This is a genomic window from Vibrio sp. 2092, assembly GCF_033339635.1.
Lineage (GTDB): Bacteria > Pseudomonadota > Gammaproteobacteria > Enterobacterales > Vibrionaceae > Vibrio > Vibrio alginolyticus.
This window is the reverse complement of record NZ_JAWOUY010000003.1, coordinates 469,532-495,155: the sequence shown is the minus strand read 5'-3', so window position 1 is coordinate 495,155 and position 25,624 is coordinate 469,532. Positions and strand designations below refer to the sequence as shown.

Below are 25,624 nucleotides of genomic sequence, written 5' to 3'. Positions count from 1 at the left end.
CGTAGATATCTATAATCAAATGAGGCCTCATACGGCTTTAAAATACAAAACGCCCGATGAAGTACATCGAGCGTTTTAGTTAAAAAGTGCCAACCCATATCAGGACGGGTCACTTCAAGCACGGCGATTATAGCTTCTTCAAAATTGCGTCTGATGCCTCTTCGATTAAATCAAGCACCAGTTCAAAGCCATCTTCCCCACCATAATATGGGTCAGGGACTTCGTCGTAACCTGACCCAGAATGACTTAAAAATAACGATACTTTGTGTCGATACTTCAACGGACAGATATCCAATAAATCGGCCAAATTTGCTTTATCTGCGGCTAATATAAGGTCAAACTTTTCAAAGTCATCAATGGTGACTCGGCGCGCTTGCATTCCTTTAAAAGAATAACCTCGCTGCTTTCCTGCTGCCATCGCTCTTGAATCCGGTCGGTTTCCTGCGTGGTAGCCAATTGTACCTGCCGAATCAACCTCTACTTCAACGCCTAGCTTTTGAGCTTTCGCTCTTAACACTGCCTCTCCAGTTGGTGACCGACAAATGTTTCCCATACAAACAACAAGTATTTTCTTCATTTTATTCCCTGAATTATCGGTGGTTTTTCTTCACGATATGTTGGTCTATCATAGCGAGATAAATCAATGAACCCAAATTAGCTTGGACACAGCACGAAAAGGAATTGAGGAAGTATTATGTCTATCGAAGAAAATAAAGAAGCACGCCATAAAGCTCGCCAACAAAAAGTCAAAGAACAGGTAGACGCAAAAATCGCTGCTGCTCAAGAGGAAAAAGGTCTGCTACTGATCATTACCGGAAATGGTAAAGGTAAATCGACATCAGGATTCGGTACGATCGCACGCGCAGTGGGTCATGGTTTGAATTGTGCTGTCGCGCAGTTTATTAAAGGTACTTGGGACAACGGTGAGCGCAACCTACTTGAGAAACTCGGCGTTGAATTCCAAGTAATGGCAACCGGCTTTACGTGGGAAACTCAAAACAAAGCCGCTGATACCGAAGCTGCGCAAGGCGTATGGCAAGAATGTAAGCGCATGCTGCAAGACGACTCTATCGATGTCATCTTGTTTGACGAGCTAACTTATATGGTGAGCTACGGCTACATCGACTTAGACGAAGTGGTCGAAGCACTGAGCAACAGACCTAAAATGCAGTCGGTTATTATTACTGGGCGTGGCGCACATCGAACCCTGATTGAAATGGCCGATACCGTTTCTGAAGTGAAAAATGTAAAGCACGCATTTGAATCTGGCGTAAAAGCTCTCAAAGGCGTCGATTGGTAACACTCGCAGAGTAATTTAAAAAGGGTTGGCAAAATGCCAACCCTTTTGATTTTCACGCACGGTTAGTTGAAAAGATTCTTCAATAAACCATCGACCGCATCTTTGGTTTTCTCGTCTTTGATTTTGTCCGTTAGCTTCTCTACGCCACGATCGATTTCTTTCTGAGCTTTCTGCTTCAGAACATCATCGAATACGAGCTTGAATTTAGGTTCTGCCCACTTACCAGACACATTGATTGGAATCGTGATGTCTTTCAGCTCATCTATATCTTTACCGCCCTGGCCTTCTAGGCTACCTACAACTGACGTGCTGATAGTAAAGTCGACTGTTTCATTGATGTAGTTTGCGGTACCTTTACCACGAACACGTAACAATGGAGACTGAGCTTGCATATTATCCGTTGATACAACACCTTTGTTGAGTTTCAATGTCGCCGTCATCGCACTGAAGTCTGTTTTCTTAGCTTCATTGGTGCCTTCAACTTTTTGCCCTTTAAATTTCGCATAGTTTTCACGAATCAACTGAGCAACGTTGATGCCATTCACCGCACCGTCAGCAAAATTGATAACAACCGTACCAGATAGATTCTTCTTGATACCGGTAGGCGTGAGACTCTTACCTGTAACATTCACATCAATGTTACCTGTCCCTTCAAGTTTGTCGTTTTCAGCAACGTCTATAAGTAGCGGTTGAACTTTCACGCCTTTGATTGACTTTTTAACACTGTAAGTCGCTGGTGATTGGCGTGCATCTAACTTCGCTGTCGCTGAGATTGAGCCTTGGTACAACTTCGAACTAAAAGATGTAAGCTCAAACACGCCACGATTTACAGTGAAGCTCGTTTTTACCGCTTCCATCTTCGCATTTGCCGCTTTGAATTTGTCGATGGTAATGTCACCCTTTACATCTAACGCTTTCAACGCAGACAAATCAGGCTCAACCTCAGGTCCGGCAGGAGCACTCTCGCCACCAGAAGCAGGCTTATTACCTTCGGCAGCTTGCTTATCTAACCCTAAGAACTCATCAAGATCGATATTGGGGCTATGGAGAGCAAAGCGTACTTTAGGAATATCACCGAGTGTCACATCTGCCTTACCATCTAGGGCGATAGCATTCGCTGTTAACTTCTCTAGAACAAAACTCAGATGGTTTTTCGTTAGGTCGAAAGACAGATCAGACACCATGTCGACTTTCATCGGGGACTGAGGTAAAGCATCACCCTCAAAAGTCGATTTAAGAGTTAACTTATCCAACTGTACTTTGCTGATAGCCTTGTCCACGCTAAGTTGACCAGCACCCTGCATATCTAACTTCATACCACCAGCGTCACCCTTAATGGCATAAGTCAGGTTATTTACTTTATCGAATTCAAACGTGTCTAAACCGATCGTTGCCGATTCAATTTTATTGGCAGGGTCAGAGTATGTCGCATCAAAGTTGATGTTCTTTAGCGCGTAGTTTGCCAAACCTTTTTCTAGCTTAAAGTCTGCCTGACCTTTCGCGGTGAACTTTTGGTCGTTCATTTCGCCCTTCACGCCAAAATCAGCCGTTGTCCAGTTGTCAAAAGCGAATTCGGAAAGGTTTAATGAAATATCATAGAGTTTGGTGTAACTACCGGCTTGCTTATCCTGCATTTCTAATGAACCGTTAGAAACCGTAACGCCAGCAAGATTAATACTCCAATCAGAACCAGAAGTTTGCGTTTCACCATTTTGCGTAGGCGCAGCATTGCTCTCTTGTTCTGCTTGTTGTGTTTGGGCTTTCGTCAATGCATCAATATTCTTGCTGCCATCTTTCTTGGTTTCAATGTAGAACTCAGCACCATCAAGCGTGACGTTTCCAATTTCAAGCTGTTGACTAAAAAGTGGCATAACAGAGATGTCTACACCAACGGTATCAACTTTGAATAAATTGGGTTTACTAAAGCCTTGTGGATTTCGCAATTCTGTATGTCCCAACTCAAAGCCAATCGATGGGAAAAATTGCCAACTGATATCCCCTTCAATCACCAACTCTAATCCCGTTTGCTTTTGCGCTTGCTCAACAATAAGGGGTTTAAACTGATTCGGATTGACGAAGATGGTTAACGCTAAAATTGCGACCAAAATGACCACAATCGGTATTGCTAGAATTAAGAGCAGTTTCTTCATTTGTTTTTCCTTGCTCGAGTGTTTTTACAATTATAAGCGCAGACTCCATTTACCGCTGACAGTTCCACAAAAGCGTGAAAAGTGTCTGGTTTTAACCTGCAACTGACTAATTTAAAAACAAAAAAAGAAGTGGCACTTAAGGTGCCACTTCTTCTCCTAAAAATAAAGCGATATAGCCGTCTATAGGCTTAAGCTTTCAAAAGTCTTGCAATGTGAGCTTTTAATACATCAATTGCGATACGGTTTTTACCACCGCGAGGAACAATAATGTCCGCATATTGCTTAGAAGGTTCGATAAACTGCATGAACATCGGACGTACTGTTTGTTGGTATTGCTTAAGAACAGATTCCATAGTTCGGCCTCGTTCTTCCACATCACGCTTAACACGGCGAAGCAAGCAAATATCTAACGGTGTGTCCATAAATACTGTCGCATGCATCAAATCACGAAGACGAGGGTCTGTAAGAAGAAGGATACCTTCTAGAATGATCACCTTTTTAGGTGTCATTGTGGTGGTGTTAATTGTTCTTGTGTGCTCAGTGTAGCTGTACTCAGGCACTTCTACTGCTTCACCACGTACCAATTTTTCTAGGTGCTCACACAGTAGGTCGTGGTCCAACGCACTCGGGTGATCGTAGTTCGTCTTTACTCGCTCTTCCATGCTTAGGTGGCTTTGGTCGTTGTAGTAGCAATCTTCCGTGATGACACCGATTTGATGATCGCCTACTTTCGCGCGAAGCTCATTATAAATAGTGCTCGCGATCAGACTTTTTCCAGAAGCAGAAGCGCCAGCAATACCTACGATGACGCATTGATTATTATCAGACATTAGTTTGCACCCGATGATGATTTCTAGTCACATAAAAAGATAAACTGCCTGATTATAGGGAGTTCACCCCATAGTTACTAGTTGGAATTAGGGTTTAGTCATAAGTTTCTGCCTGCTCAGAGGATTAACCTCCGAGCAAACGTTAAAATGTGCGATTATCAACCAACAGGCATAGTAAACTTAGTTCACCATTGTAAAGCTAATCGCATCTGGTTTTGCTTTGCCTTGCCAAAACATCGTGCTACATACGCGATCGGCAAGTTGCTTATAATACCCTGCATGCTCACTTTCTGGGCGTCTTGCTACCGTTGGCACGCCAGCGTCAATATCTTCTCGCATAGAGATATGAAGCGGAATTTGTCCTAACAATGCTAAGCCAAATTCTTGCGACATTTTTTCAGCTCCGCCCATACCAAAAATATGCTCTTTCGCGCCACATTGACTACAAATGTGATAACTCATGTTTTCCACAACACCAATAACCGGGACATGGACTTTGTTAAACATTGCCGCTCCCTTCCTTGCATCGGCAAGGGCTAAATCTTGCGGTGTTGTGACTAGCACGCTACCTGTTACCGGAATTTGTTGTGACAGAGTCAATTGAATATCCCCCGTACCTGGCGGCATATCAATCACCAAATAATCCAAATCTGGCCAATCTGTTTCAGTTAATAACTGCGACAACGCTTTTGAAGCCATTGGACCGCGCCATATCGCCGCTTCTGATTTATCCACCAAATAACCGATAGAATGAGTATAGATGCCGTGAGCAAAAATGGGTTCCATCCACTTGCCATCACGAACTTCTGGTTTAGCATCTTCTTGCCCCAACATCATAGGTACAGACGGACCATAGATATCTGCATCCAACAATCCCACTTTCGCCCCAGATTGAGCAATCGCCAACGCTAAGTTAACTGCGGTAGTAGATTTACCAACGCCACCTTTCGCAGAACTGACGGCAACGATGTTCTTAACACCCTTAACCGAGTTAGCCACTTGAGTTTCTAAAGCTTTAACTCCAAGGCGAATATTAAATGGGAATTCAGCCACTTTACCCGAGGCTTGCTGCTGTTTAATCCAGTCATGCAGTACGGTTTGAAGCTCATTACTTGCGAATGGCAACGTTATATCAATAGAACCCTGTGTCGTAATCGAAATTGCGCCATGAATATCTGCCCAGTTTTCCACCAACTGTGGATGTTGGAATTGGTTAAACCAGTGACAAAAATCTTGTTTTGAAGTGAACTGATGCATAAGCCCTCCTTTTAGATGTCATGCTACCACCGTCCAGGCTCAACCAGAACCCCAAAAAAACTAAGGCATTCCGCAGTTTGACACCTTGGAGTTAGTCAGTTCATGGGGTAGTATTATCCATCAAAATTTATTTATACCTATCAAGAAAAGCGAATATTAAGTATGGCAAACGATCCAAAAAACTTTCCGTCAAGGAAAATGCTGGTAACTTGTGCCCTTCCGTACGCTAACGGTTCGATCCACCTTGGTCATATGCTTGAGCATATCCAAGCGGACATTTGGGTTCGTTACCAACGCCTACGCGGCAACACTGTAAACTTCATCTGTGCTGACGATGCTCACGGCACGCCAATCATGCTTAAAGCGCAACAGATGGGTATTACTCCTGAAGAAATGATTGCCGCAGTTAGCGAAGAGCACCAAAAAGACTTCGCTGGATTTGATATCAGCTTTGATAACTACCACAGCACACACTCAGATGAGAACCGTGAGCTAGCGTCACACATTTATCTTGAGTTGAAGAAAAATGGCTTTATCTCTAGCCGCACTATCTCTCAGCTGTTCGATCCAGAAAAAGAGATGTTCTTACCGGACCGTTTCGTAAAAGGTACCTGTCCAAAATGTAAGTCTGAAGACCAGTACGGTGACAACTGTGACAACTGTGGTGAGACTTACAGCCCAACAGAACTGATCAATCCTAAATCTGCGGTTTCTGGTGCGACGCCAGTAATGAAAGATTCAGAGCACTTCTTCTTCGACCTGCCTCAGTTTGAAAGCATGCTAAAAGAGTGGACTCGCTCTGGCTCGCTACAAGCTGAAACAGCGAACAAAATGCAAGAATGGTTCGAGTCTGGTTTGCAGCAATGGGATATCTCACGTGATGCACCATACTTTGGCTTCGAGATCCCTGGTGAGAAGAACAAATTCTTCTACGTATGGCTAGACGCGCCTATCGGCTACATGGGCTCTTTCAAAAATCTATGTGACAAGCGCGACGACCTAGATTTCGACGAGTATTGGAAAAAAGACAGCTCAGCAGAGCTGTACCACTTCATCGGTAAAGACATCGTTTACTTCCACAGCCTATTTTGGCCAGCAATGCTAGAAGGTTCTGGCTTCCGCAAGCCTAACAACGTATTCGTACACGGTTACGTAACCGTAAACGGCGCGAAAATGTCGAAGTCTAAAGGTACGTTCGTAAAAGCAAGCACTTACCTAGAGCACCTAGACCCTGAGTGTCTACGTTACTACTACGCTGCGAAGCTAAACAGCCGTATCGACGATCTAGATCTTAACCTTGAAGACTTCACTCAGCGCGTAAACGCTGACGTTGTTAACAAGATCGTTAACCTGGCATCTCGTAACGCAGGTTTCATCGCGAAACGTTTTGAAGGCAAACTGTCTGACAACTTTGCAGAGCCTGAACTTTACAACGAATTTGTTGCTGCTGCTGACCGTATCGCTGAGCTTTACGAAACGCGTGAGTTTGGTCGTGCAATCCGTGAAATCACGGCATTGGCAGACAAAGCTAACCAATACGTTGATGAAAAAGCACCGTGGGTTGTAGCAAAAGAAGAAGGCAAAGATCAGGAACTACAAGACATCTGTTCTGTCGGTATCAACCTGTTCCGCGTACTGATGACTTACCTGAAACCAGTAATGCCATCGCTAGCTGCGCGTACTGAAGCGTTTCTAAACCAAGAGCTAACTTGGGAAAACATCGCTGCTCCACTAACAGGCCACGAGATCACTAAGTTCAAAGCACTGTTCAACCGTATCGATCCGAAGAATGTTGAAGCGATGATCGAAGCATCTAAAGAAGATGCGGCGGCAGAAATGGCGGCGAAAGAGAAAGCAGAAGCGGAAAAGAACAAGGCTAGCGAAACTGAGCTAGACAAAGAGCCAATCGCTGAAGAGATTGAGTTCGACGCTTTTGCAGCAGTAGATATGCGTATCGCTCGTATCATCTCTTGTGAAGAAGTGCCAAAAGCAAACAAACTGCTTAAGTTCCAACTGGACATCGGTGGTGAAACTCGTCAAGTGTTCTCTGGCATCAAGTCAGCGTACAAACCTGAAGAGCTAGAAGGCAAACTAACTGTAATGGTTGCAAACCTAAAACCTCGTAAGATGAAGTTTGGTATGTCTGAAGGTATGATCCTAGCGGCAGGCCCTGGTGGTAGTGACCTGTGGATCCTTGAGCCACACGAAGGCGCTCAACCTGGTATGCGCGTAATGTAAGTTGTAGCTTTACAATCAAATTTAAAAAGTCCTCGCCAGTTCAGCGGGGACTTTTTTTGACTGAATTCACACTTTTGGGGAATTTGTGCACCAAACTTGTACAGCACCTCTCCCATCACAATCCTAAATTACTGTTTTAATAGAATTTAATTAGTGGCATCAAAACTGCAATCTTCCTTGTTAGGTCCAAACACTAACAAGGAGTTGGTTATGTTTGTTTTGATTTCCACACTATTGTCCATCGCTATTTTAGCTGGAATATATCACTTATCTTCTAAACGAGAGCAGCAACATGCGCGCAAATATCAGCTGTTAACATTGTTGCGAGATGTTGTTCACCTTCTGAGACACCACCGAGCTGCTACTCACTACTCGCTTCAATTCCAACAAAACGATCAACAAAAATTGGACGCTCTTCATGATGCTCTGACTAACAAGCTGCATCTTTTAGTCGAAACATCACGGTTTGAAAACAAACCCATGTATCGCGTATTACAGATTAAAGTAGGGAAACTACTTGAACAATGGAATGACCATAGTGTTGCAAGAAACCAGATGGAGCATGGTAAGTTAATTCGTCATTGCTTGTTTTTGATGGATGAAGTAACCATCGCATGGCTAGCGGTTGAGCAAAGAGATGACTTGCATAATGAGTATCACATGAACTGGCAAAACATTATGGATAGCTTGGAGACCCTGACTCAGTTACGAATCAGCATTCAAGATTTAGGAGAGCAAGGCGGAAATGAGCGTTTCAAAAATTATGCATCGGTCATGATGCGTAAGCTAAACCAACTAGCGGTTATCGCTCCACTTAGCATTACCTCTCCTGCTTCCACGCGCTCAATACAGACGCTAAATGAATACGTGACAGGGAGTCATGTCGACTTAACAGAAGCAGAGCTTTATGGCGTCACATCGGACTTGTCATTGACCATCTTCAATACTTACGACCATGTCCTTTCAGATGTCGTAGAGTCATTATATCTACCGTTACCCAGACTCTCACTAGCAGGATAAACGTTCCATACCTTATTATTGGTGCTTGGTTCGTCGCCGACTTATAAATAAAAACAAAAAACCGCAGGCCTAAGGCACTGCGGTTTTCGTTTATTCAACTTGTCAGCGCTTAGCTGTCGTCTTCCGTGAAGTTCGTTGGTAATTGCTTTTTCATTTCGTTCCAGATCAACGCACTTTCCATACCATAATGACGAATCACTACTGGTAGTTGCTCACGCTGGCCACTTTCACAAGTTTCGAGCAATTGATGGTAAAACTTCAGAGCTAGCTCACGAGAAGCTGGATTTGAGAAGTAGTAGCTACCGACACGATCGTAGAGCTTCTTCAAACCATTAAAGATCAAACCGTAAATTTGATTTCCTGAATGGAATGCTAGGCGCTGGAAAAGCATATAATCGTAAAAGTTGAACGTTTTAGCAATCAAGATTTCTTGACGCTTCGCTTCATCTTTCTCGTTATCTTCTTTCACATTCTGCAGAACTTTTTCAGCATACGGCGAAGAAGCGATGAATTCGTCCCAGGAAGCCGCATTCATTAAAGCTTCACAAGATTCGATTACGTTCTTAATTGTACGCTCAGAGCTCTCTTTGTTCGCTTTAAATGCATAGCGCATAAAGATAGGACTGATGTTAGTACGTGCCGCAAGCAGATCTTCTACAATGTTTGTCGCATTATCAACGTCTAGCGTCATTAAAGTATCCAAAATATGCAGACCAGAGGTCTCCATAAATTGGTTAACTTTCGTAGGTTTGCCGTGCTGGATAGTCAGCCATCCATCACGGGCTAGTCGTTGAAGAACCTCTCTTAAAGTCGTTCGAGTAACACCAATCAGTTCGGACAGCTCGCGCTCAGCAGGTAAAATTGAGCCTGGAGGAAAACGGCCGTTCCAAATGCTCTCGATAATATATTTTTCTGCGAATCCCGCAGGGCTTTTCGCCTTTATGACCATTCTACTTTTTATCCAATATTGATTTCTGAGGGTCGATAGTACTCATCATACCACTACTTAGCGGTTTGAGAAAATTTACGATCAATAGTGGAAACGACTCCATAACATAGAGTTAATACTCTATATGTTGTGTCAATTTAAGAGGCTCTAACATGCGAGCGAAAGCAGTAAAATATGAATTTTCATTTAATTAAACAGCTCACAAATCTCGGAGAAATAAAGACAACCGTGTCACATTTTTATATTCAAAATATGAAAAATTACTTTGTATATCACAGTTAATATTCTTTCTTAATTTGCCTTTTCTCGTCACTGGCCGTCATTTAAAATCCAAGAGGATTTTTTTAAGACTTTCATGGTATAGTAACGCCGTTTTGATCGCGTTATTACATTTAAAAAGTCATTTTAGTCGGTAGCATCACGTTTTGTTATTGACTAATAAATGCCTGAGTGTAGAGTTTGCGGTCGAAAGTGAGCGGTGCTTGAGTTCAGGGGAAGTAACTTGGCAAGACTACAATAAACAAAGGATTGTTGTTTTACTAAGTTATTGTTTTTAAAGACTAGTTAATAAGTCTAACAAACAGATACTTAAGCACTATTGTAGTGTCTATTCATAATTTTGTTATAAAGAGAATTATCATGCCGATATCGCTCGGAAACGCTTTTATCAAGAACTTCCTTGGTAAAGCGCCTGATTGGTACAAAGTTGCCATTATAGCCTTCTTAATAATTAACCCGATTGTATTCTTCCTAATAAACCCATTTGTAGCTGGATGGTTGTTGGTCGCTGAATTTATTTTCACGCTAGCAATGGCATTAAAATGCTACCCATTACAACCTGGCGGTTTACTTGCTATTGAAGCCATTGCTATCGGCATGACTAGCCCTGCGCAAGTTAAGCACGAATTAGTAGCAAATATCGAAGTACTGCTACTTCTGGTATTTATGGTTGCGGGCATCTACTTCATGAAGCAGCTATTGCTGTTCATTTTTACCAAGATTTTACTTGGCATTCGCTCTAAAACCCTACTATCACTCGCGTTCTGCTTTGCCGCGGCATTTTTGTCTGCATTTTTGGATGCCTTGACGGTTATCGCCGTTGTTATCAGCGTGGCGATCGGCTTTTACTCTATCTATCACAAAGTGGCGTCTGGTAACCCTATCGGTGACCATGACCATACACAAGATGACACGATCACTGAACTAACGCGTGATGACTTAGAAAACTATCGTGCCTTTTTGCGCTCTTTGTTGATGCATGCTGGTGTAGGTACTGCCTTAGGTGGCGTAACCACGATGGTTGGTGAACCTCAAAACTTAATTATTGCAGACCAAGCGGGTTGGTTATTTGGTGAATTCCTAATCCGTATGTCTCCAGTGACACTACCTGTATTTTTCTGTGGTCTCATCACTTGTGCTTTAGTTGAAAAGCTTAAAGTGTTTGGCTACGGCGCAAAGCTTCCTAACAACGTTCGTCAGATCCTCGTCGATTTTGATCGTGAAGAGCGTAAAACGCGAACAAATCAAGATGTCGCAAAACTCTGGGTTCAAGGTCTTATTGCGGTTTGGTTGATCGTCGCACTCGCTTTGCACTTAGCGGCTGTCGGCTTAATTGGCCTTTCTGTGATCATTTTAGCGACCGCATTTACTGGTGTCATTGAAGAGCACTCCATGGGGAAAGCGTTTGAAGAGGCCCTGCCCTTCACTGCACTGCTTGCAGTATTTTTCTCGATCGTTGCTGTAATCATTGACCAAGAGCTGTTTAAACCAGTCATCGATGCGGTGCTTGCCGTTGAAGATAAAGGTACTCAGCTAGCTCTGTTCTATGTGGCGAATGGCTTATTATCTATGGTGTCGGATAACGTGTTCGTTGGTACGGTTTACATCAATGAAGTAAAAACTGCACTCATTGAGGGTCTCATTACTCGTGATCAGTTCGACTTACTGGCGGTGGCAATCAATACTGGTACTAACCTGCCTTCTGTTGCTACGCCAAACGGTCAAGCGGCATTCCTATTCTTACTCACATCGGCTCTCGCTCCATTAATTCGTCTGTCTTACGGGCGAATGGTTATCATGGCGCTGCCTTACACCGTCGTTCTTGCGATTGTCGGTCTAATGGGAATCATGTTCTTCCTAGAGCCTGCAACAGCTTCTTTCTACGAAGCTGGTTGGATTTTACCTCATAGTGGTGATCTGACTCCCGTAGTATCCGGTGGTCACTAAAATTTGAGTTGATTAGGAAACTTATCCACGATAAAAAGCTCTGAGTATGCAGAGCTTTTTCTATTTCAGACAGGAACAAAAACGTGACTATTTTAAATTCACTTAACCAGTTTTCAAAGGGACGTTTATCGTGGCTACTGCTTCTGCTATTCGTCGTTTTCTTTGAAGCATGTGCCCTCTATTTTCAGCACGTCATGATGCTTGCACCATGTGTCATGTGTATTTATGAAAGAGTCGCGATGATGGGAGTGGGCGTCGCTGCAATGGTTGGTATATTGGCACCCAAGAACCCAATTTTCCGCTGGCTAGGTTTGATAGGCTGGGGATTAAGTGCTTACAAGGGTTTGTTACTTGCGATGCAGCACGTTGACTACCAGTTTAATCCATCACCATTCGCGACTTGCGATTTATTCGTCACATTCCCTAGCTGGGCTCCGCTCAATCAGTGGGTTCCTTGGATGTTTGAAGCATATGGTGATTGCTCTAAGGTTGTATGGCAGTTCCTTGATTTATCAATGCCACAATGGTTAGTCGTAATTTTTGCAGGCAATTTAATCGCTTTGGCATTAATTGTAATTGCACAATTCTTCCCTGCAAAACGCGTTAATCCAATTCGTTAATCCTACTGACGCGTAAAAATTAACAAAAAGCCGACCATCTGGTCGGCTTTTTGTTAAGTGGATAGCGCGGCGATTCGACTTAGCCACGTTATTGACCACAGCACTGCTTGAATTTTTTTCCGCTCTCACAAGGACAGAGATCATTGCGCCCGATACCTTTGAATGGGTTTAGGCTTTGAGCTTTATTGCCTACCATCAACTCATCCGCGCCCAGCGCGACTTCACCGACCATTAAATCAAGCTGGTCGACTAAATCTGTCAGGGCCGGTGGCGTTTCAATACCTGCGTCGCGCATCTGTTGCTGCGTTGCTGGCTCATCGATCGCCAGCATCAAAGTGGTCAGTAATGCTTGCAGCATACGCTGTAATCCATCATTGAGCTCAACGTCTTGCCACTGTTCTTCAATCATTGGCCAAACAGACATAAAGCCTTCGGCAAAATCAGCAAGTTGTTCAGGTTCTTTGCCTGTTAGCTCTAGCACGGAATATTCGTTTCGTTGAATTCGGTTATGCTGCTTGTGAATTTGCTCTTCCACAGCTGGTTGAATCGCTTTGAATCCCTCACCTAATAGCGGCTCTAACCACTTTTCAGGAGCGAGTGGTTTTGTCGTCAGATTCGCAGCTAACACTGCGCCTTCGATAAATAGGCAAGATTCATCGACGTGAACTTCACCTTTTTCAATCAATGTGTATTGCATGACATCTGGTTTCCCATAAATTTGGCGGCATTATACCTCAGAGCTCAAAAGCACGTAACCTAACGTTGTGTGTTTGACTGCATTGGGCGCTTCGACTCTTTTAATGACAAACTTAACTTACATCGCTACAATCGCCCTCCTTTTTACCACCAAACTGTATTAGGCAAGCTATGCGAGTTGTACTAGGCCCAATGGAAGGCGTTTTAGATCATTTGATGCGCCAAATCCTGACCGAGATAAACGACTATGACCTATGTGTTACGGAGTTTGTTCGCGTAATCGACCAGCTATTACCCGATCATGTGTTTCACCGTTTATGCCCAGAGCTGTTGCAAGGTTCTCAGACTGCATCTGGTGTGCCAGTACATGTGCAATTGTTGGGACAAGAACCGAACTGGATGGCTGAGAACGCAATTAAAGCGGCAAACCTTGGCGCAAGAGGCATTGATATAAACTTTGGTTGCCCAGCCAAAATGGTCAACAAAAGTAAAGGTGGAGCAGCGCTACTCCAACATCCAGAGCTCATTCACCGTGTGGTTAAAGCTTGTCGAGAAGCCGTTCCAGAAGCCATTCCCGTAACTGCAAAAATTCGTCTTGGCTGGGAGAACCCTGAAGATTGCTTTGAAATTGTCGATGCCATTCAGTCTGCTGGCGCAAATGAATTGACCGTACACGCACGTACTAAACAAGGTGGTTATAAAGCTTCTGAGATAAAATGGGATTACATCAACCAAATTCGCGAACGTTTTGATATCCCACTGATAGCGAATGGTGAAATTTGGAATTATGAAGACGGTCAACGTTGCATTGAAACGACTGGCGTTAACTCTTTGATGGTGTGCCGAGGCGCTTTCAATATCCCTAACTTAGGCAATATGGTGAAACATAACCACCAGCCAATGTCATGGCCCGAGGTGGTTGAGTTGCTCATCTATTACTCCAAGTTCGAGATGAAAGGCGATAAAGGCTTGTATTACCCAAACCGCGTAAAACAATGGTTCTCTTACTTACGTCAGGCTTATCCTGAAGCAAAAGACCTATTTAGAGAAATCAGAACGTTCAACAAAGCCGCACCAATTGTTGAGCATATTCAACGCTACCGCGATGACTTAAACTCTCAGGTTGCATAATTCCCGAACACAAAAAGGACGAATATCTCGTCCTTTTTAGTACCTAAATCCTAGTAACAAATCTTATTTTTTCCGGTACTTTTGGCTTGATATAACTTTTCATCCGCCGCTTTAAACAACTCATCAAAGTTTTCTACTCGGCTCTCTTTACTAAACACCACACCGCCAGAGATCGTAAAGCCTTCTTTCGTTACGCGTATCGAGCGCTCATCTATGGCTTTTTTTACTCTGTTTAAAATGAGTTTAATGCCTTCTGAATCTTCGTCATAAATAGCTAAAACGAACTCTTCGCCACCAAACCTTGAGGCAACATCGGTATGGCGAATATTTTCACGTATACATTTTGCAACAAGCTGAATTGCAGAATCACCGACATCATGACCATAGGTGTCGTTGATCTTCTTGAAGTTATCAATATCGAACACTGCCAAAGCAACCTGTTTTTTTGTCATCTTATTACGCCACACGGTTTGCATACCTCGACGATTCAATAAGCTGGTCATTGGGTCTCTTGCTGCCAGTTCTTTAAAGTAACGTCGCTCGCTATGCATATTCACATAGAACAAGACGACGGTACTCAGCACGTAAATAAATAGTGCGACAATAAGGCTGTATTTTTCAAAAACCGCTAGGTTCTTAGCTTCATCCCAAAGGTTGTACTCGTAGTACATGCTGTGATTCGCACTCAATCGCTCTAATTCGACTGGTTTGATTCGTGTACTGTTTGAAGGAATGGATTGTAAATTGGAAACCAAATGAAACTGACCTACAAGACCTAGCGATGAAGCCATGAGCGTATTGATATCAAAATCAATAGACAAAACACCTTGGTGTTCTCCTTTCTCATAGACGGGTACCGTCATACTAATGACTTGACCTTCCATCGAGTCCAACACAGGCCCTGGTCCAGCCAAGGTAATGTTCACTTTATCTTGCGCGGTTTTTTGCCAAAAAGGTCGGGCTTTTAGCGTTGACAAAAGCTCTCTTGTGAAATTTTTTGCGTAGGTATCGGGTGAGGAGATAACGTAACCGCGCTTGTCAATGTAATGGATTCCAACAATGTGCGATTCAATATCGTGCAGAAATGACAATGACGGCGCAAAACCCGCCTTTTGTTCAGCTAACTGGTTAATCGTTGAACCTTGCTGACATAAGCTTTCGTCCCCTACGATCATATAATCAAGGTCAACCGCAGGTAACCCTTCACTATAAACACTTTCGAGTAATAACACATCTATAGGCCAAAGATAACAAAGCCCTTCTTTGACTAAAGAATTATGTTCTTCAAACAGTGGGTTAGCGTAATTGGTATAGTTGGTGAAGCTGTAATCTAAAGCCGTGAGTACTTTAATACCGCGAGACATTGCACGCTCGATACGCGAATACTCAGAATCGATATAGCGGTTAACCGCATCATAGTAATTTTTCGTTGTCACGAGTAAAACCACTACAAATAACGCCAGAGGAAAAAAGATGACAAATGAGAGGCTAAATCGCCTTTGGTTTACCATTGAGTACCATGCATATGAAAGGTCAATAGTCTCTTATGACTGCTATTAAATTGATACTCGTTATCTGGTGACGCATGCAATGCAGCACCAGATAACAAGAGACCAAACAAATGTGTGCGCGCTGTTTGAGACCGTTTATATATTAAAGGAGTTTAATCAATATAGAGTGTGGTGTCACTTTAGTCGCCATAATTTGCAGCTCTGTGCCGACATATTGACAGAGATATGACCTTTATAATCAACCTGTTCTGTGTCATCTAACAACGATATAACTTGGCTAACCTCCAAGCCCAGTTGCCACATAGGTAAATCGATTGAACATTCATTACCACTGAGATTAATCATTACAACGACTGCTTCACGACCCAGTACACGTGCGTACGCCAACTGGTTGTTAGTACAATGAAGCCATTGAATACAGCCCGACTGTAAAGGCTTACATTGTTTACGTATCTTGATCCATTGTTGGTAAAGCGATAGCCATTGTGAACTTTCAATTTCATTCCAAGGAAAACAACAACGATTATCCGGGTCTAGCCCTCCTTCTAGACCGACTTCACTCCCATAGTAAATACAAGGCGTGCCAACGTAAGTCATAAGCATTGCTAGCGCGATGTTCATTTTACGCTTATCACCATCAACCAATGTGATAAACCGAGCAGTATCGTGACTATCGAGTTGATTTAGCTGCGATAGCTGATTAGAAAATGGGATTTTTGCTCTGGCTTCGTCCAACCATGCTTTAAACTCCAAACCATCAATGTTGATTGGATCGTACATAATGTCTTGTCGTGCGATAAAAGCTCGGACTGGATGAGCGAAACCGTAGTAGTTCATCGCCCCATCCTCTTGATCACCTTGCAACCACTGCGTTGCTTCAAAAAAGTGCTCACCTAACACATAAGCATTCGGGTTTACTGACTTAGTTGCATGACGAAACGCTGCCACATAATGAGCATTGTTTTTCGCGCCGTCCCCTTCGCCAAGCATATGGATTACATCAAACCGCCAGCCATCAACCAAGTACGGTGGCTTCAGCCAATACTTGATGACAGACTCTTCACTTTGGTAGATGTAGTCGCGCACCTGTTCATTTTCAAAGTTCAGAACCGGTAAGTTACCAATGCCTTTCCAACCAATGTAGTGATTGGTTTCGCCTTCGAAAAAGTAGTAATCACGGAACTTTGACTGCGGATTGCCATACGCTCCTTCTCCTTTTTGTTCGATATCAAACCAAGGATGATGCACTGACGTGTGGTTAAACACCGCGTCTAAGACAATCTTCATATTCTTACCACGGATTTTCTCACACAGTTCAGCAAACTGATCATTGGTGCCGAACATAGGGTCAACAGTGAAGTAATCAGTGGTGTCGTATTTATGATTACTTGGTGAAGAAAAGATCGGATTAAAATAAAGCGCAGTAACGCCGAGCTGTTCAAGATAGTCCAACTTTTGCTCCACACCTTTGAGGTCGCCGCCAAAGAATTCACGCGCCCCGGTATTTTGGTGAGAGCCTACCGCGTCTCCCCACGGCTTGACGATCGATGCAGAATCATACTGAGCATAAGCGTGGCGAATATCAGACTCACTTTTACTAGCAGAAAAACGGTCAGGAAAGATTTGATAGAAAACTTGCTCTTGGACCCAGCTTGGTGGTTGATGCTCTACATTCAACTTAAAGTGGAACTCTTTGGGTGGAATACGCTTTTGTACGCCTCGTGCATCGAGCCAGTATTGTTGTCCGTCTTTGAGGAGCTTAAACACATAATGTGTGACATCTCGATCTTGATTTGGTCGAAACGATGCCTCCCATAGTAATAATTCACCAGCCGTTCCTACTTGAGCCATGTCGACCAGATATTCTTCATTGTCCGGCTCAATACGCACATAGACGGAATCAAAATCCAATGTCTCGGTTTTCAGTCTGACTGTAACTTGCTCGTCATTAAAAGCTAAACCATCAATAGTTTGACTATGAAAAATAAATGGCAGGTTCATTATGGGCACTCCTCGTCATCGGATATGCCACTATGTTATTGAAGAATTAGAGACAAGAAATCCTCCCTGCGAGTTGACATATCAGCCAATTTTCTCAAGGAGGATCACACTTAGTAGGCGTAGTGACTTGTCCGATACCGCTTAGTTCAACAAGAGACTGTCATCTGCAAGCTCTTCACCACGCACTTTAGAGAACATATCCAACAAGTCTGGTACTTGCATGTTAGCGCGCTGCTCTCCAGCCACATCAAGCACAATTTCACCTTGGTGAAGCATTACGGTCCTATCGCCACATGCTAATGCGTCTTTCATCGAATGCGTCACCATCATCACGGTTAAATCGAACTCATCGACAATACGTTTAGTTAAGTCGATAACAAACGCCGCCATACGAGGATCAAGCGCAGCCGTGTGTTCATCAAGCAATAACAACTTACTCTCCGATAACGTCGCCATCACAAGGCTAACGGCTTGTCGTTGCCCACCAGACAGCAACCCAATGCTATCGCCCAAGCGGTCTTCTAAACCAAGACCGAGGATGCTAATTCGCTCTTGGAACAGCTTGCGACGTTTAGTAGAGAGCGCCAACCCCCAGCTGCGTTTTTTACCACGCATGTGCGCTAGAGCCATGTTCTCTTCTATCGTCAGTTCGCCACAAGTCCCGGCCAATGGATCTTGAAACACTCGGGCGCATTGCGTCGCACGTTGGGCAACCGTCTGCTTGGTGACGTCTTTGCCGTCAATGATAACCTGACCACCTATCATCGGCGTCTCACCTGTCACCGCACCAAGCAACGTCGATTTTCCTGCGCCATTAGAACCAATCACGGTAAGAAATTGATGCTCTGGCACCTCTAAAGAGACGCCTTTCAATGCACGATTTTCCAAAATCGTCCCAGGGTTGAACGTGACCTGAATATTATTTAGTTCGATCATAATGCCTCCCCTGAACCATTTTTTGATGCCGCTTGTTTAGCATCAGTAACGCGTTGTTTCGCTCTCATGCTCTGTTTTAGCTTTGGAGCAATAAGCGCCACAGCCACCAATACTGCGGTAACAAGGTTGAGGTCTGAAGCTTGTAAACCAAACATGCCAGAGCTCAAAGCGAAAGCCACTGCAAGGCGATAAAGTACCGAACCGATGATGACCGCAAATACCGCAACCCAAATCTTGCGCCCGGGAATAAGGGTCTGCCCCAAAATCACAGCTGCCAAACCAACGACAATGGTGCCCACGCCAGAGGTCACATCCGCAAAGCTGTTCGCTTGTGCAAACAACGCGCCTGCGAATCCCACAAACCCGTTGGATAAAGCCAAGCCAAAGTAGGTATAAAAGCCAGTGCTCGCCCCTTGCGCAGAAACCATACGCGCATTCACACCCGTGGCTCGTAAACCAAGACCAAAGTCGCTGTTCAGCAGGCGAATGACAAAGAAAGCGGAAAGAAGAACTAAGACCCCAACAACCAGAGGGCGAATAAACATCGCATCGCCCAATGCTTCAAACGGAGTGAGAATCGTATCCTCTCCAAGCAACGCCATATTAGGTTTGCCCATAATACGAATATTAATTGAAAATGCAGCGATCATGGTAAGAATGGAAGCTAACAGGTGTAAAATACCACACCGAACAGCCAGAAAAGCGGTTACCCACCCCGTCATACTACCAGCTATCATCGCCATTATTGTCGCAAGCCAAGGATTAATACCTGCGACAATCGCCGTTGCAGCCACCGCCGCTCCCATTGGAAAACTGCCATCCACACTCAAATCGGGGAAATCGAGAACACGGAACGTAAGATACACACCCAGAGCGACTAGGCCATAAATCAAGCCAATTTCGAGTGCGCCAAAAAAAGCAAATGCAGACATAACTGCTCCTTTCTGCATGCTCAGGCTGGCTAATACCAACCTGAACGTAAGACTTCTAACGTATACTCCCCTTCTTCTCTAGCAGAATGCTCTACACGAGAAGTCTGGCGAGTATCAATTTTGGGGCAAGCCTCTACCAACCAGCGTGACGGTCTTTACCCCAAAAGAACGTTACTTATTGCATGCTTGTCGCACGTTCAACCACAGAACTTGGCAGCTTGATACCGAGCTTAGATGCTGCGCTTTCATTAATTACAAGGTCAGAACCCGTCGCGACTTTTACATCCAGCTTGCCTGGTTCTTGACCATCAAGAATCGCCGCCACATAATCCGCGGTTTGTACACCAACCTGGTAGTAGTCAAAACCTAAGCCTGCAATTGCACCCTTTTCGACATACGACGTCGCGCCACCAAATACAGGTTTCTTCGCTTGATTCGCTGCCACAATCATCCCTTCAATCGCACTTGCAACTGTATTGTCTGTTGGGGCGTAAAGAATGTCTGATTTCGCTGCAATCGCTTGAGTCGCAGACTGAACATCAGCACTTTTTAGTGCGGTCGCTTCAACCACTTGTATGCCTTTTGCTTTTGCGCTTTCTTTTAGTAATTCAACTAAAGTCACGGCATTAGCTTCACCGGGATTAAATACAACCCCGATGCTTTTCACCTGAGGAAGAATTTCTTGGATGAGATCGACATGCTGAGCAACGGGTGAAAGATCAGACAGGCCAGTTACGTTTTTGCCTGGTTGTTCCATCGACTTAACCAATTTCGCACCAACCGGATCTGTTACCGCAGTAAAGACAACAGGAATAGAGCGAGTAGCCGACACCAAGGCTTGTGCCGAAGGTGTCGCGATGCCAACTAACACATCAGGATTTTCGCCGACGTACTGACGGGCAATTTGCACCGCAATCGCTGGATTACCCTGTGCGGTCTTATAATCAAATTCTAGATTTTTGCCTTCTTCGTAGCCTTTCGCTTTCAAACCATCAAGCAATCCTTGGCGCGTCGCGTCTAACGCCGGGTGTTCGACAATCTGTGAAACTGCGACAGTTGCAGTGGCGGCCAGTACATTGGTAGAAGAGAAAATAGCAGTAGCTGATAGAACGGCAGTGGCTAATAAACGTTTCGTTTTCATCATAACTCCTTGATGTGACTTCGTCCTTGTTTCACGAGCTTTCAATATGTGTATCGACTCGTGAATTCAAATGTTTGAAGGCGGTATTGTTGTGTTCATATAACTGTGCACTTCTTGCGCATCTTGTTTTTATTATTACTACTAAGTCTTAGTAAAGAAAAGAAAGATTTAACACTAAAGCAACATTTGTGATCGGGGGGACTTCTTCATCCGGAAAGAATCTTTGGTAAACAAAGCTTCGCTCGCTTCATCAACGACCGTCAAAGTAGGTAATAGAGGCAGGATCAAAAATGGAGCGGCCAGTGCACACTCCATTTCAAACAATTTAAATTAGAACCAACGCTCTAATGACGATTTATCGAGCTGGCGAAACGCTCGGTTCAGTATTATCGCAAGCTCTTTGTAACGAGGGCGAGCTTTGACAGGCTCTAATGCAAAACCTGTTTCCACAATTTTTTGATGCAACTCCCGATACCAAGAGGCCAAAGAAGGCGGCAATTTCGTGTTGGATCGAGCACCAAGCCACCAAATGCCTTGAAGTGGCAAGCTAATCGCAAACAAGGCAACAACAATGGATTGAGGTAACGCGTGGTAATTGTTGAATGCCATTTGAGTGAGTACGCTGATCGCAGCAACGGCCGGCATGACTTTAATGCCAAAGCGAGTCGCCTTAATGATACGCTGTTCCGGAAATATGGCGCTTAGCTCTTTACGAACTGGCCAGATCTCCATGTAATTCTGGCCATCTTTCAGGCTATGGATCAATCCGACTTTATTACTCATACCGCTCTCTCACTAAAAAATAGTTGAACATTTCAACTGAAGGTACAAAAAATTGATGAAAGTTAATATTCTTTCAAATTTTTTTTGTTATCATTGCTTATTATCGCTATCCTTTGCAGACCCTCAATCTCATTGTTGCTGTTATTTACAATTTAAGCAACTCCGAGATATCTATCTGCACGGATCGCATCATAGTGATGGAAGGGTTCATCACTATTTCTTTATATGGAATTAGAACAATTTTTGACCAGGATTAGTACGCAGCCTTCTGGGTATCGGCTATTCTTGTGATTAATTTTTCATTCTTTAACTGATTTTTTATCAGACGAATAACAGGTAGTCATACATGTCTAAGCTAGTTTTAGTTTTAAACTGCGGTAGTTCTTCTCTTAAATTTGCCGTTGTTGATGCCGAGAACGGCGACGAGCACTTGTCAGGTCTTGCTGAGTGTCTTCACCTTCCTGAAGCTCGCATCAAGTGGAAACTTGATGGCAAGCACGAAGCTCAACTAGGCAATGGTGCAGCTCACGAAGAAGCACTAGCGTTTATGGTAGAAACTATTCTTGCTTCTAAGCCAGAGCTTAAAGCTAACCTAGGCGCAATCGGTCACCGTATCGTTCACGGCGGCGAGCAGTTCACTCAATCTGCACTAATTACTGATGAAGTTCTAAAAGGTATTCAAGACGCTGCAACATTTGCACCTCTTCATAACCCTGCTCACATCATCGGTATCGAAGCGGCTAAGAAAAACTTCCCAGAGCTGAAAAACGTTGCTGTATTTGACACTGCGTTCCACCAAACTATGCCTGAAGAGTCTTACCTATACGCTCTTCCATACAACCTATACAAAGAACACGGTATCCGTCGTTACGGCATGCACGGTACTTCTCACTTGTTCATCACTCGTGAAGTTGCAGGCCTACTAAACAAACCAGTTGAAGAAGTAAACATCATCAACTGTCACCTAGGTAACGGCGCATCTGTATGTGCGATCAAGAACGGTCAATCTGTAGACACTTCTATGGGTCTTACTCCACTTGAAGGTCTGGTAATGGGTACTCGCTGTGGCGACATCGACCCTGCTATCGTCTTCCACCTACACGACGCTCTAGGTTACTCTGTTGATCAAATCAACACGATGCTAACTAAAGAGTCTGGTCTTCAAGGTCTAACTGAAGTGACTTCTGACTGTCGTTTCGTTGAAGACAACTACGGTCAAAAAGAAGAAGCAACGCGCGCAATGGACGTGTTCTGCCACCGTCTAGCTAAATACGTTGCTGGCTACACTGCTTCAATGGAAGGCCGTCTAGACGCAATCACTTTCACTGGCGGTATCGGCGAGAACTCTGGCCCTATCCGTGAAATGGTTCTAAACCGTCTTGGCATCTTCGGTATCGAAGTAGATAGCGAAGCTAACCTTAAAGCTCGCTTCGGCGGCGAAGGCGTTATCACGACTGAAAACAGCCGTATCCCTGCAATGGTTATCTCTACTAACGAAGAGCTAGTCATCGCTGAAGACACTGCTCGCCTGACAGGTCTTTAATTGAATTCCTGGCTAGCCACTCGGCTAGCCAGATTTTCAATCAAACGAATTTCTTAGGGGCTCAACTCCTATTCTTCGAGCTTCATGGAATAAGAGTTGAGCTTTTATCCCCCAAATAGCTAAAGGTACTCTACGAATGTCTCGTACTATTATGCTTATCCCTACTAGCGCAGGCGTTGGCCTAACAAGCGTTAGCATGGGTGTTCTTCGCGCTATGGAGCGTAAAGGCGTTAAAGTTTCTTTCTACAAGCCAATCTGTCAGCCACGTTCAGGTGGTGATCAGCCAGATCTGACTTCAACTATCGTTGGTCGTAACAGCGATATGAAGATCGGTGAACCAATGGCGATGTCTGTTGCTGAAAGCCTAATCGGTAACGACAACATGGACGAGCTGCTAGAAACCGTTGTTGAACGTTACAACCAAATCAACAAAGACGCAGACGTTACGCTAATCGAAGGTCTTGTACCTACTCGTAAGCACCCATTTGCAAACCAAGTAAACGCGGAAATCGCGGCAACACTTGGTGCAGAAATCGTGCTAGTTGCGACTCCAGGTACTGATAACCCTGCGCAACTGAAAGAGCGTATCGAAGTAGCATGTTCTAACTTCGGCGGCACTAAAAACAAAAACATCTCTGGTGTTATCATCAACAAACTAAACGCTCCTGTTGACGAAGCTGGCCGTACTCGCCCTGACCTATCTGAAATCTTTGACGATGCAGACAGCGCGAAACAAAACGAATTGAAAGTGATGGAAATTTTCAACACTTCTCCAATTCGTGTACTAGGTTGTGTGCCATGGAGCATTGATCTGATTGCGACTCGTGCAATCGACATGGCTAAACACCTGAAAGCAGATATCATCAACGAAGGTGACATCAACACTCGTCGCATCAAGAGCATCACTTTCTGTGCACGTTCTCTGCCAAACATGATTGAGCACTTCAAACCGGGTTCTCTACTTGTTACTTCTGCAGACCGTCCTGATGTTATCGTTGCTGCTTCTCTTGCTGCAATGAACGGTGTGGATATTGGTGCAGTACTGCTAACTGGCGGTTACGATATCCCTAGCGAAATCGAAGGCCTATGTAAACCAGCATTCGACACTGGTCTACCTATCTTCAAAGCACAAGGTAACACTTGGCAAACGTCTCTAAACCTACAGAGCTTCAGCATAGAAGTACCTGCAGACGATAAAGAGCGTATCGAGTTCATCAACGAACACGTTGCTGGCCACATCGACGGTAACTGGATCGAGTCTATGACTGAAGGCACTCAGAAGTCTCGTCGTCTAAGCCCACCAGCGTTCCGTTACCAGCTAACTGAACTTGCTCGTAAAGCAGGTAAGCGTATCGTTCTTCCAGAAGGTGACGAACCACGCACAGTTAAAGCAGCGGCAATCTGTGCTGAACGCGGCATTGCAGACTGTGTACTTCTAGGTAACCCAGATGAAATCCGTCGCGTAGCGGCTCAACAAGGCGTTGAGCTAGGTACTGGTGTAACCATCATTGATGCAGATGCTGTTCGTGAAAACTACGTTGCTCGCCTAGTTGAGTTGCGCGGTGCTAAAGGCATGACTGAAGTTGTGGCTCGTGAGAAGCTACAAGATTCAGTATTCCTAGGCACAATGATGCTTGAGAACGACGAAGTTGACGGCCTAGTTTCTGGTGCTGTTCACACTACGGCGAACACTATCGTTCCTCCGTTCCAAATCATCAAGACGGCACCAAATGCGTCTATCGTATCTTCAGTATTCTTCATGCTTCTGCCTGATCAAGTACTGGTTTACGGTGACTGTGCAATCAACCCAGATCCAACTGCTGAACAGCTTGCTGAAATCGCTATCCAATCTGCTGACTCTGCAGCAGCATTTGGTATCGAACCACGCGTTGCAATGATCTCTTACTCTACAGGTGAATCTGGTAAGGGTGCAGACGTTGATAAAGTACGTGAAGCAACAAAACTGGCTCAAGAGAAACGTCCTGATCTTATCATTGACGGCCCTCTACAGTACGACGCTGCTATTATGGAAAACGTTGCTGCTTCTAAAGCACCAAACTCTCCAGTTGCAGGTAAAGCGACAGTATTTGTATTCCCAGACCTAAACACGGGTAACACAACTTACAAAGCGGTACAACGTTCAGCTGACCTAGTATCTATCGGTCCAATGCTGCAAGGTATGCGTAAGCCTGTAAACGACTTGTCTCGTGGCGCGCTAGTAGACGACATCGTGTACACCATCGCTCTAACAGCTATCCAAGCAGACCAAGAAGCTAAATAATCGCTTCTGACATCTAGTTAGATATAGATACAAAGCCCTCGATTCGTCGAGGGCTTTTTCTATTGCTGGCCAGAACACT

General features: G+C 44.2%; 20 protein-coding genes. 8 read left to right on the top strand and 12 right to left on the bottom strand.

What is annotated here, in order from left to right; translation table 11 throughout:
* Nucleotides 1–127: 127 nt before the first annotated feature.
* Nucleotides 128–577 carry a low molecular weight protein-tyrosine-phosphatase gene (locus tag R7P80_RS08715; protein WP_005380839.1) on the bottom strand — a complete coding sequence of 150 codons (450 nt, stop codon included), beginning with the start codon at nt 575–577 and terminating at the stop codon, nt 128–130.
* 117 nt (nt 578–694) lie between these two features.
* On the opposite strand from R7P80_RS08715, the gene cobO reads away from it, so the two are divergent.
* Nucleotides 695–1,300, top strand: a complete 606-nt coding sequence (cobO, locus tag R7P80_RS08710) for a cob(I)yrinic acid a,c-diamide adenosyltransferase (RefSeq protein WP_005380837.1) — start codon at nt 695–697, stop codon at nt 1,298–1,300.
* 62 nt (nt 1,301–1,362) lie between these two features.
* Here cobO and R7P80_RS08705 read toward each other — a convergent pair whose 3' ends face one another.
* From R7P80_RS08705 to apbC, 3 genes are all read right to left on the bottom strand, one after another.
* On the bottom strand, nt 1,363–3,450 hold the full coding sequence (locus R7P80_RS08705) for an AsmA family protein (RefSeq protein WP_062730505.1): 2,088 nt from the start codon (nt 3,448–3,450) through the stop codon (nt 1,363–1,365).
* Between the two features lie 188 nt (nt 3,451–3,638).
* A complete protein-coding gene (gene udk / locus R7P80_RS08700; protein WP_005380833.1) occupies nt 3,639–4,280 on the bottom strand; it encodes a uridine kinase in 642 nt (213 codons plus the stop codon).
* Nucleotides 4,281–4,460: 180 nt separating this feature from the next.
* Nucleotides 4,461–5,537 (bottom strand): iron-sulfur cluster carrier protein ApbC, encoded by a 1,077-nt coding sequence (apbC, locus tag R7P80_RS08695; protein ID WP_054574796.1) that lies wholly within the window; start codon nt 5,535–5,537, stop codon nt 4,461–4,463.
* 162 nt (nt 5,538–5,699) lie between these two features.
* On the opposite strand from apbC, the gene metG reads away from it, so the two are divergent.
* Both metG and R7P80_RS08685 read left to right on the top strand, forming a co-directional pair.
* Entirely contained in the window at nt 5,700–7,775 is a 2,076-nt protein-coding gene (gene metG / locus R7P80_RS08690; protein ID WP_033905755.1) for a methionine--tRNA ligase, read from the top strand.
* A 210-nt stretch (nt 7,776–7,985) separates the two neighbouring features.
* Complete coding sequence (locus R7P80_RS08685; RefSeq protein ID WP_017821380.1) at nt 7,986–8,795, top strand: hypothetical protein; 810 nt, start codon at nt 7,986–7,988, stop codon at nt 8,793–8,795.
* 109 nt (nt 8,796–8,904) lie between these two features.
* On the opposite strand, the gene fadR is transcribed toward R7P80_RS08685, so the two are convergent.
* Nucleotides 8,905–9,744, bottom strand: a complete 840-nt coding sequence (gene fadR, locus R7P80_RS08680; RefSeq protein WP_005380824.1) for a fatty acid metabolism transcriptional regulator FadR — start codon at nt 9,742–9,744, stop codon at nt 8,905–8,907.
* A gap of 639 nt (nt 9,745–10,383) precedes the next feature.
* Here fadR and nhaB point away from each other — a divergent pair.
* Entirely contained in the window at nt 10,384–11,970 is a 1,587-nt protein-coding gene (gene nhaB / locus R7P80_RS08675; protein ID WP_005380822.1) for a Na(+)/H(+) antiporter NhaB, read from the top strand.
* Between the two features lie 83 nt (nt 11,971–12,053).
* Complete coding sequence (gene dsbB / locus R7P80_RS08670) at nt 12,054–12,590, top strand: disulfide bond formation protein DsbB (protein WP_017821379.1); 537 nt, start codon at nt 12,054–12,056, stop codon at nt 12,588–12,590.
* An 88-nt stretch (nt 12,591–12,678) separates the two neighbouring features.
* Here dsbB and R7P80_RS08665 read toward each other — a convergent pair whose 3' ends face one another.
* A complete protein-coding gene (locus tag R7P80_RS08665; RefSeq protein ID WP_017821378.1) occupies nt 12,679–13,287 on the bottom strand; it encodes a YecA family protein in 609 nt (202 codons plus the stop codon).
* Between the two features lie 170 nt (nt 13,288–13,457).
* Here R7P80_RS08665 and dusC point away from each other — a divergent pair, with 170 nt between their 5' ends.
* Nucleotides 13,458–14,417 (top strand): tRNA dihydrouridine(16) synthase DusC, encoded by a 960-nt coding sequence (gene dusC / locus R7P80_RS08660; RefSeq protein ID WP_017633856.1) that lies wholly within the window; start codon nt 13,458–13,460, stop codon nt 14,415–14,417.
* Nucleotides 14,418–14,467: 50 nt separating this feature from the next.
* Here dusC and R7P80_RS08655 read toward each other — a convergent pair whose 3' ends face one another.
* The 6 genes from R7P80_RS08655 to yfbV form a co-directional block, all read right to left on the bottom strand.
* Nucleotides 14,468–15,928 (bottom strand): sensor domain-containing diguanylate cyclase, encoded by a 1,461-nt coding sequence (locus R7P80_RS08655; protein ID WP_053304228.1) that lies wholly within the window; start codon nt 15,926–15,928, stop codon nt 14,468–14,470.
* Nucleotides 15,929–16,102: 174 nt separating this feature from the next.
* A complete protein-coding gene (malZ, locus tag R7P80_RS08650) occupies nt 16,103–17,929 on the bottom strand; it encodes a maltodextrin glucosidase (RefSeq protein WP_225491484.1) in 1,827 nt (608 codons plus the stop codon).
* Nucleotides 17,930–18,070: 141 nt separating this feature from the next.
* Complete coding sequence (locus R7P80_RS08645; RefSeq protein ID WP_005387275.1) at nt 18,071–18,865, bottom strand: ABC transporter ATP-binding protein; 795 nt, start codon at nt 18,863–18,865, stop codon at nt 18,071–18,073.
* Nucleotides 18,862–19,797 carry an ABC transporter permease gene (locus R7P80_RS08640; protein WP_225491485.1) on the bottom strand — a complete coding sequence of 312 codons (936 nt, stop codon included), beginning with the start codon at nt 19,795–19,797 and terminating at the stop codon, nt 18,862–18,864. The genes R7P80_RS08645 and R7P80_RS08640 overlap by 4 nt, the downstream gene beginning before the upstream one ends.
* Nucleotides 19,798–19,972: 175 nt before the next feature.
* A complete protein-coding gene (locus tag R7P80_RS08635) occupies nt 19,973–20,938 on the bottom strand; it encodes an ABC transporter substrate-binding protein (protein WP_017633858.1) in 966 nt (321 codons plus the stop codon).
* A gap of 330 nt (nt 20,939–21,268) precedes the next feature.
* Nucleotides 21,269–21,721 carry a terminus macrodomain insulation protein YfbV gene (gene yfbV / locus R7P80_RS08630; RefSeq protein WP_005380809.1) on the bottom strand — a complete coding sequence of 151 codons (453 nt, stop codon included), beginning with the start codon at nt 21,719–21,721 and terminating at the stop codon, nt 21,269–21,271.
* Nucleotides 21,722–22,067: 346 nt separating this feature from the next.
* Here yfbV and R7P80_RS08625 point away from each other — a divergent pair, with 346 nt between their 5' ends.
* Together R7P80_RS08625 and pta are read left to right on the top strand one after the other, a co-directional pair.
* Nucleotides 22,068–23,264: an acetate kinase gene (locus tag R7P80_RS08625; protein ID WP_005380807.1), complete on the top strand. Its 1,197-nt coding sequence runs from the start codon at nt 22,068–22,070 to the stop codon at nt 23,262–23,264.
* A 136-nt stretch (nt 23,265–23,400) separates the two neighbouring features.
* Entirely contained in the window at nt 23,401–25,545 is a 2,145-nt protein-coding gene (gene pta, locus R7P80_RS08620) for a phosphate acetyltransferase (protein WP_005380805.1), read from the top strand.
* The last annotated feature ends 79 nt before the right edge of the window (nt 25,546–25,624 follow it).

Bases quoted from the DNA above. Each gene is read 5' to 3' on its own strand.
- R7P80_RS08715 (WP_005380839.1), bottom strand. From the start codon at position 577: ATGAAGAAAATACTTGTTGTTTGTATGGGAAACATTTGTCGGTCACCA.
- cobO (WP_005380837.1), top strand. From the start codon at position 695: ATGTCTATCGAAGAAAATAAAGAAGCACGCCATAAAGCTCGCCAACAA.
- R7P80_RS08705 (WP_062730505.1), bottom strand. From the start codon at position 3,450: ATGAAGAAACTGCTCTTAATTCTAGCAATACCGATTGTGGTCATTTTG.
- udk (WP_005380833.1), bottom strand. From the start codon at position 4,280: ATGTCTGATAATAATCAATGCGTCATCGTAGGTATTGCTGGCGCTTCT.
- apbC (WP_054574796.1), bottom strand. From the start codon at position 5,537: ATGCATCAGTTCACTTCAAAACAAGATTTTTGTCACTGGTTTAACCAA.
- metG (WP_033905755.1), top strand. From the start codon at position 5,700: ATGGCAAACGATCCAAAAAACTTTCCGTCAAGGAAAATGCTGGTAACT.
- R7P80_RS08685 (WP_017821380.1), top strand. From the start codon at position 7,986: ATGTTTGTTTTGATTTCCACACTATTGTCCATCGCTATTTTAGCTGGA.
- fadR (WP_005380824.1), bottom strand. From the start codon at position 9,744: ATGGTCATAAAGGCGAAAAGCCCTGCGGGATTCGCAGAAAAATATATT.
- nhaB (WP_005380822.1), top strand. From the start codon at position 10,384: ATGCCGATATCGCTCGGAAACGCTTTTATCAAGAACTTCCTTGGTAAA.
- R7P80_RS08665 (WP_017821378.1), bottom strand. From the start codon at position 13,287: ATGCAATACACATTGATTGAAAAAGGTGAAGTTCACGTCGATGAATCT.
- dusC (WP_017633856.1), top strand. From the start codon at position 13,458: ATGCGAGTTGTACTAGGCCCAATGGAAGGCGTTTTAGATCATTTGATG.
- R7P80_RS08655 (WP_053304228.1), bottom strand. From the start codon at position 15,928: ATGGTAAACCAAAGGCGATTTAGCCTCTCATTTGTCATCTTTTTTCCT.
- malZ (WP_225491484.1), bottom strand. From the start codon at position 17,929: ATGAACCTGCCATTTATTTTTCATAGTCAAACTATTGATGGTTTAGCT.
- R7P80_RS08645 (WP_005387275.1), bottom strand. From the start codon at position 18,865: ATGATCGAACTAAATAATATTCAGGTCACGTTCAACCCTGGGACGATT.
- R7P80_RS08640 (WP_225491485.1), bottom strand. From the start codon at position 19,797: ATGTCTGCATTTGCTTTTTTTGGCGCACTCGAAATTGGCTTGATTTAT.
- R7P80_RS08635 (WP_017633858.1), bottom strand. From the start codon at position 20,938: ATGAAAACGAAACGTTTATTAGCCACTGCCGTTCTATCAGCTACTGCT.
- yfbV (WP_005380809.1), bottom strand. From the start codon at position 21,721: ATGAGTAATAAAGTCGGATTGATCCATAGCCTGAAAGATGGCCAGAAT.
- R7P80_RS08625 (WP_005380807.1), top strand. From the start codon at position 22,068: ATGTCTAAGCTAGTTTTAGTTTTAAACTGCGGTAGTTCTTCTCTTAAA.
- pta (WP_005380805.1), top strand. From the start codon at position 23,401: ATGTCTCGTACTATTATGCTTATCCCTACTAGCGCAGGCGTTGGCCTA.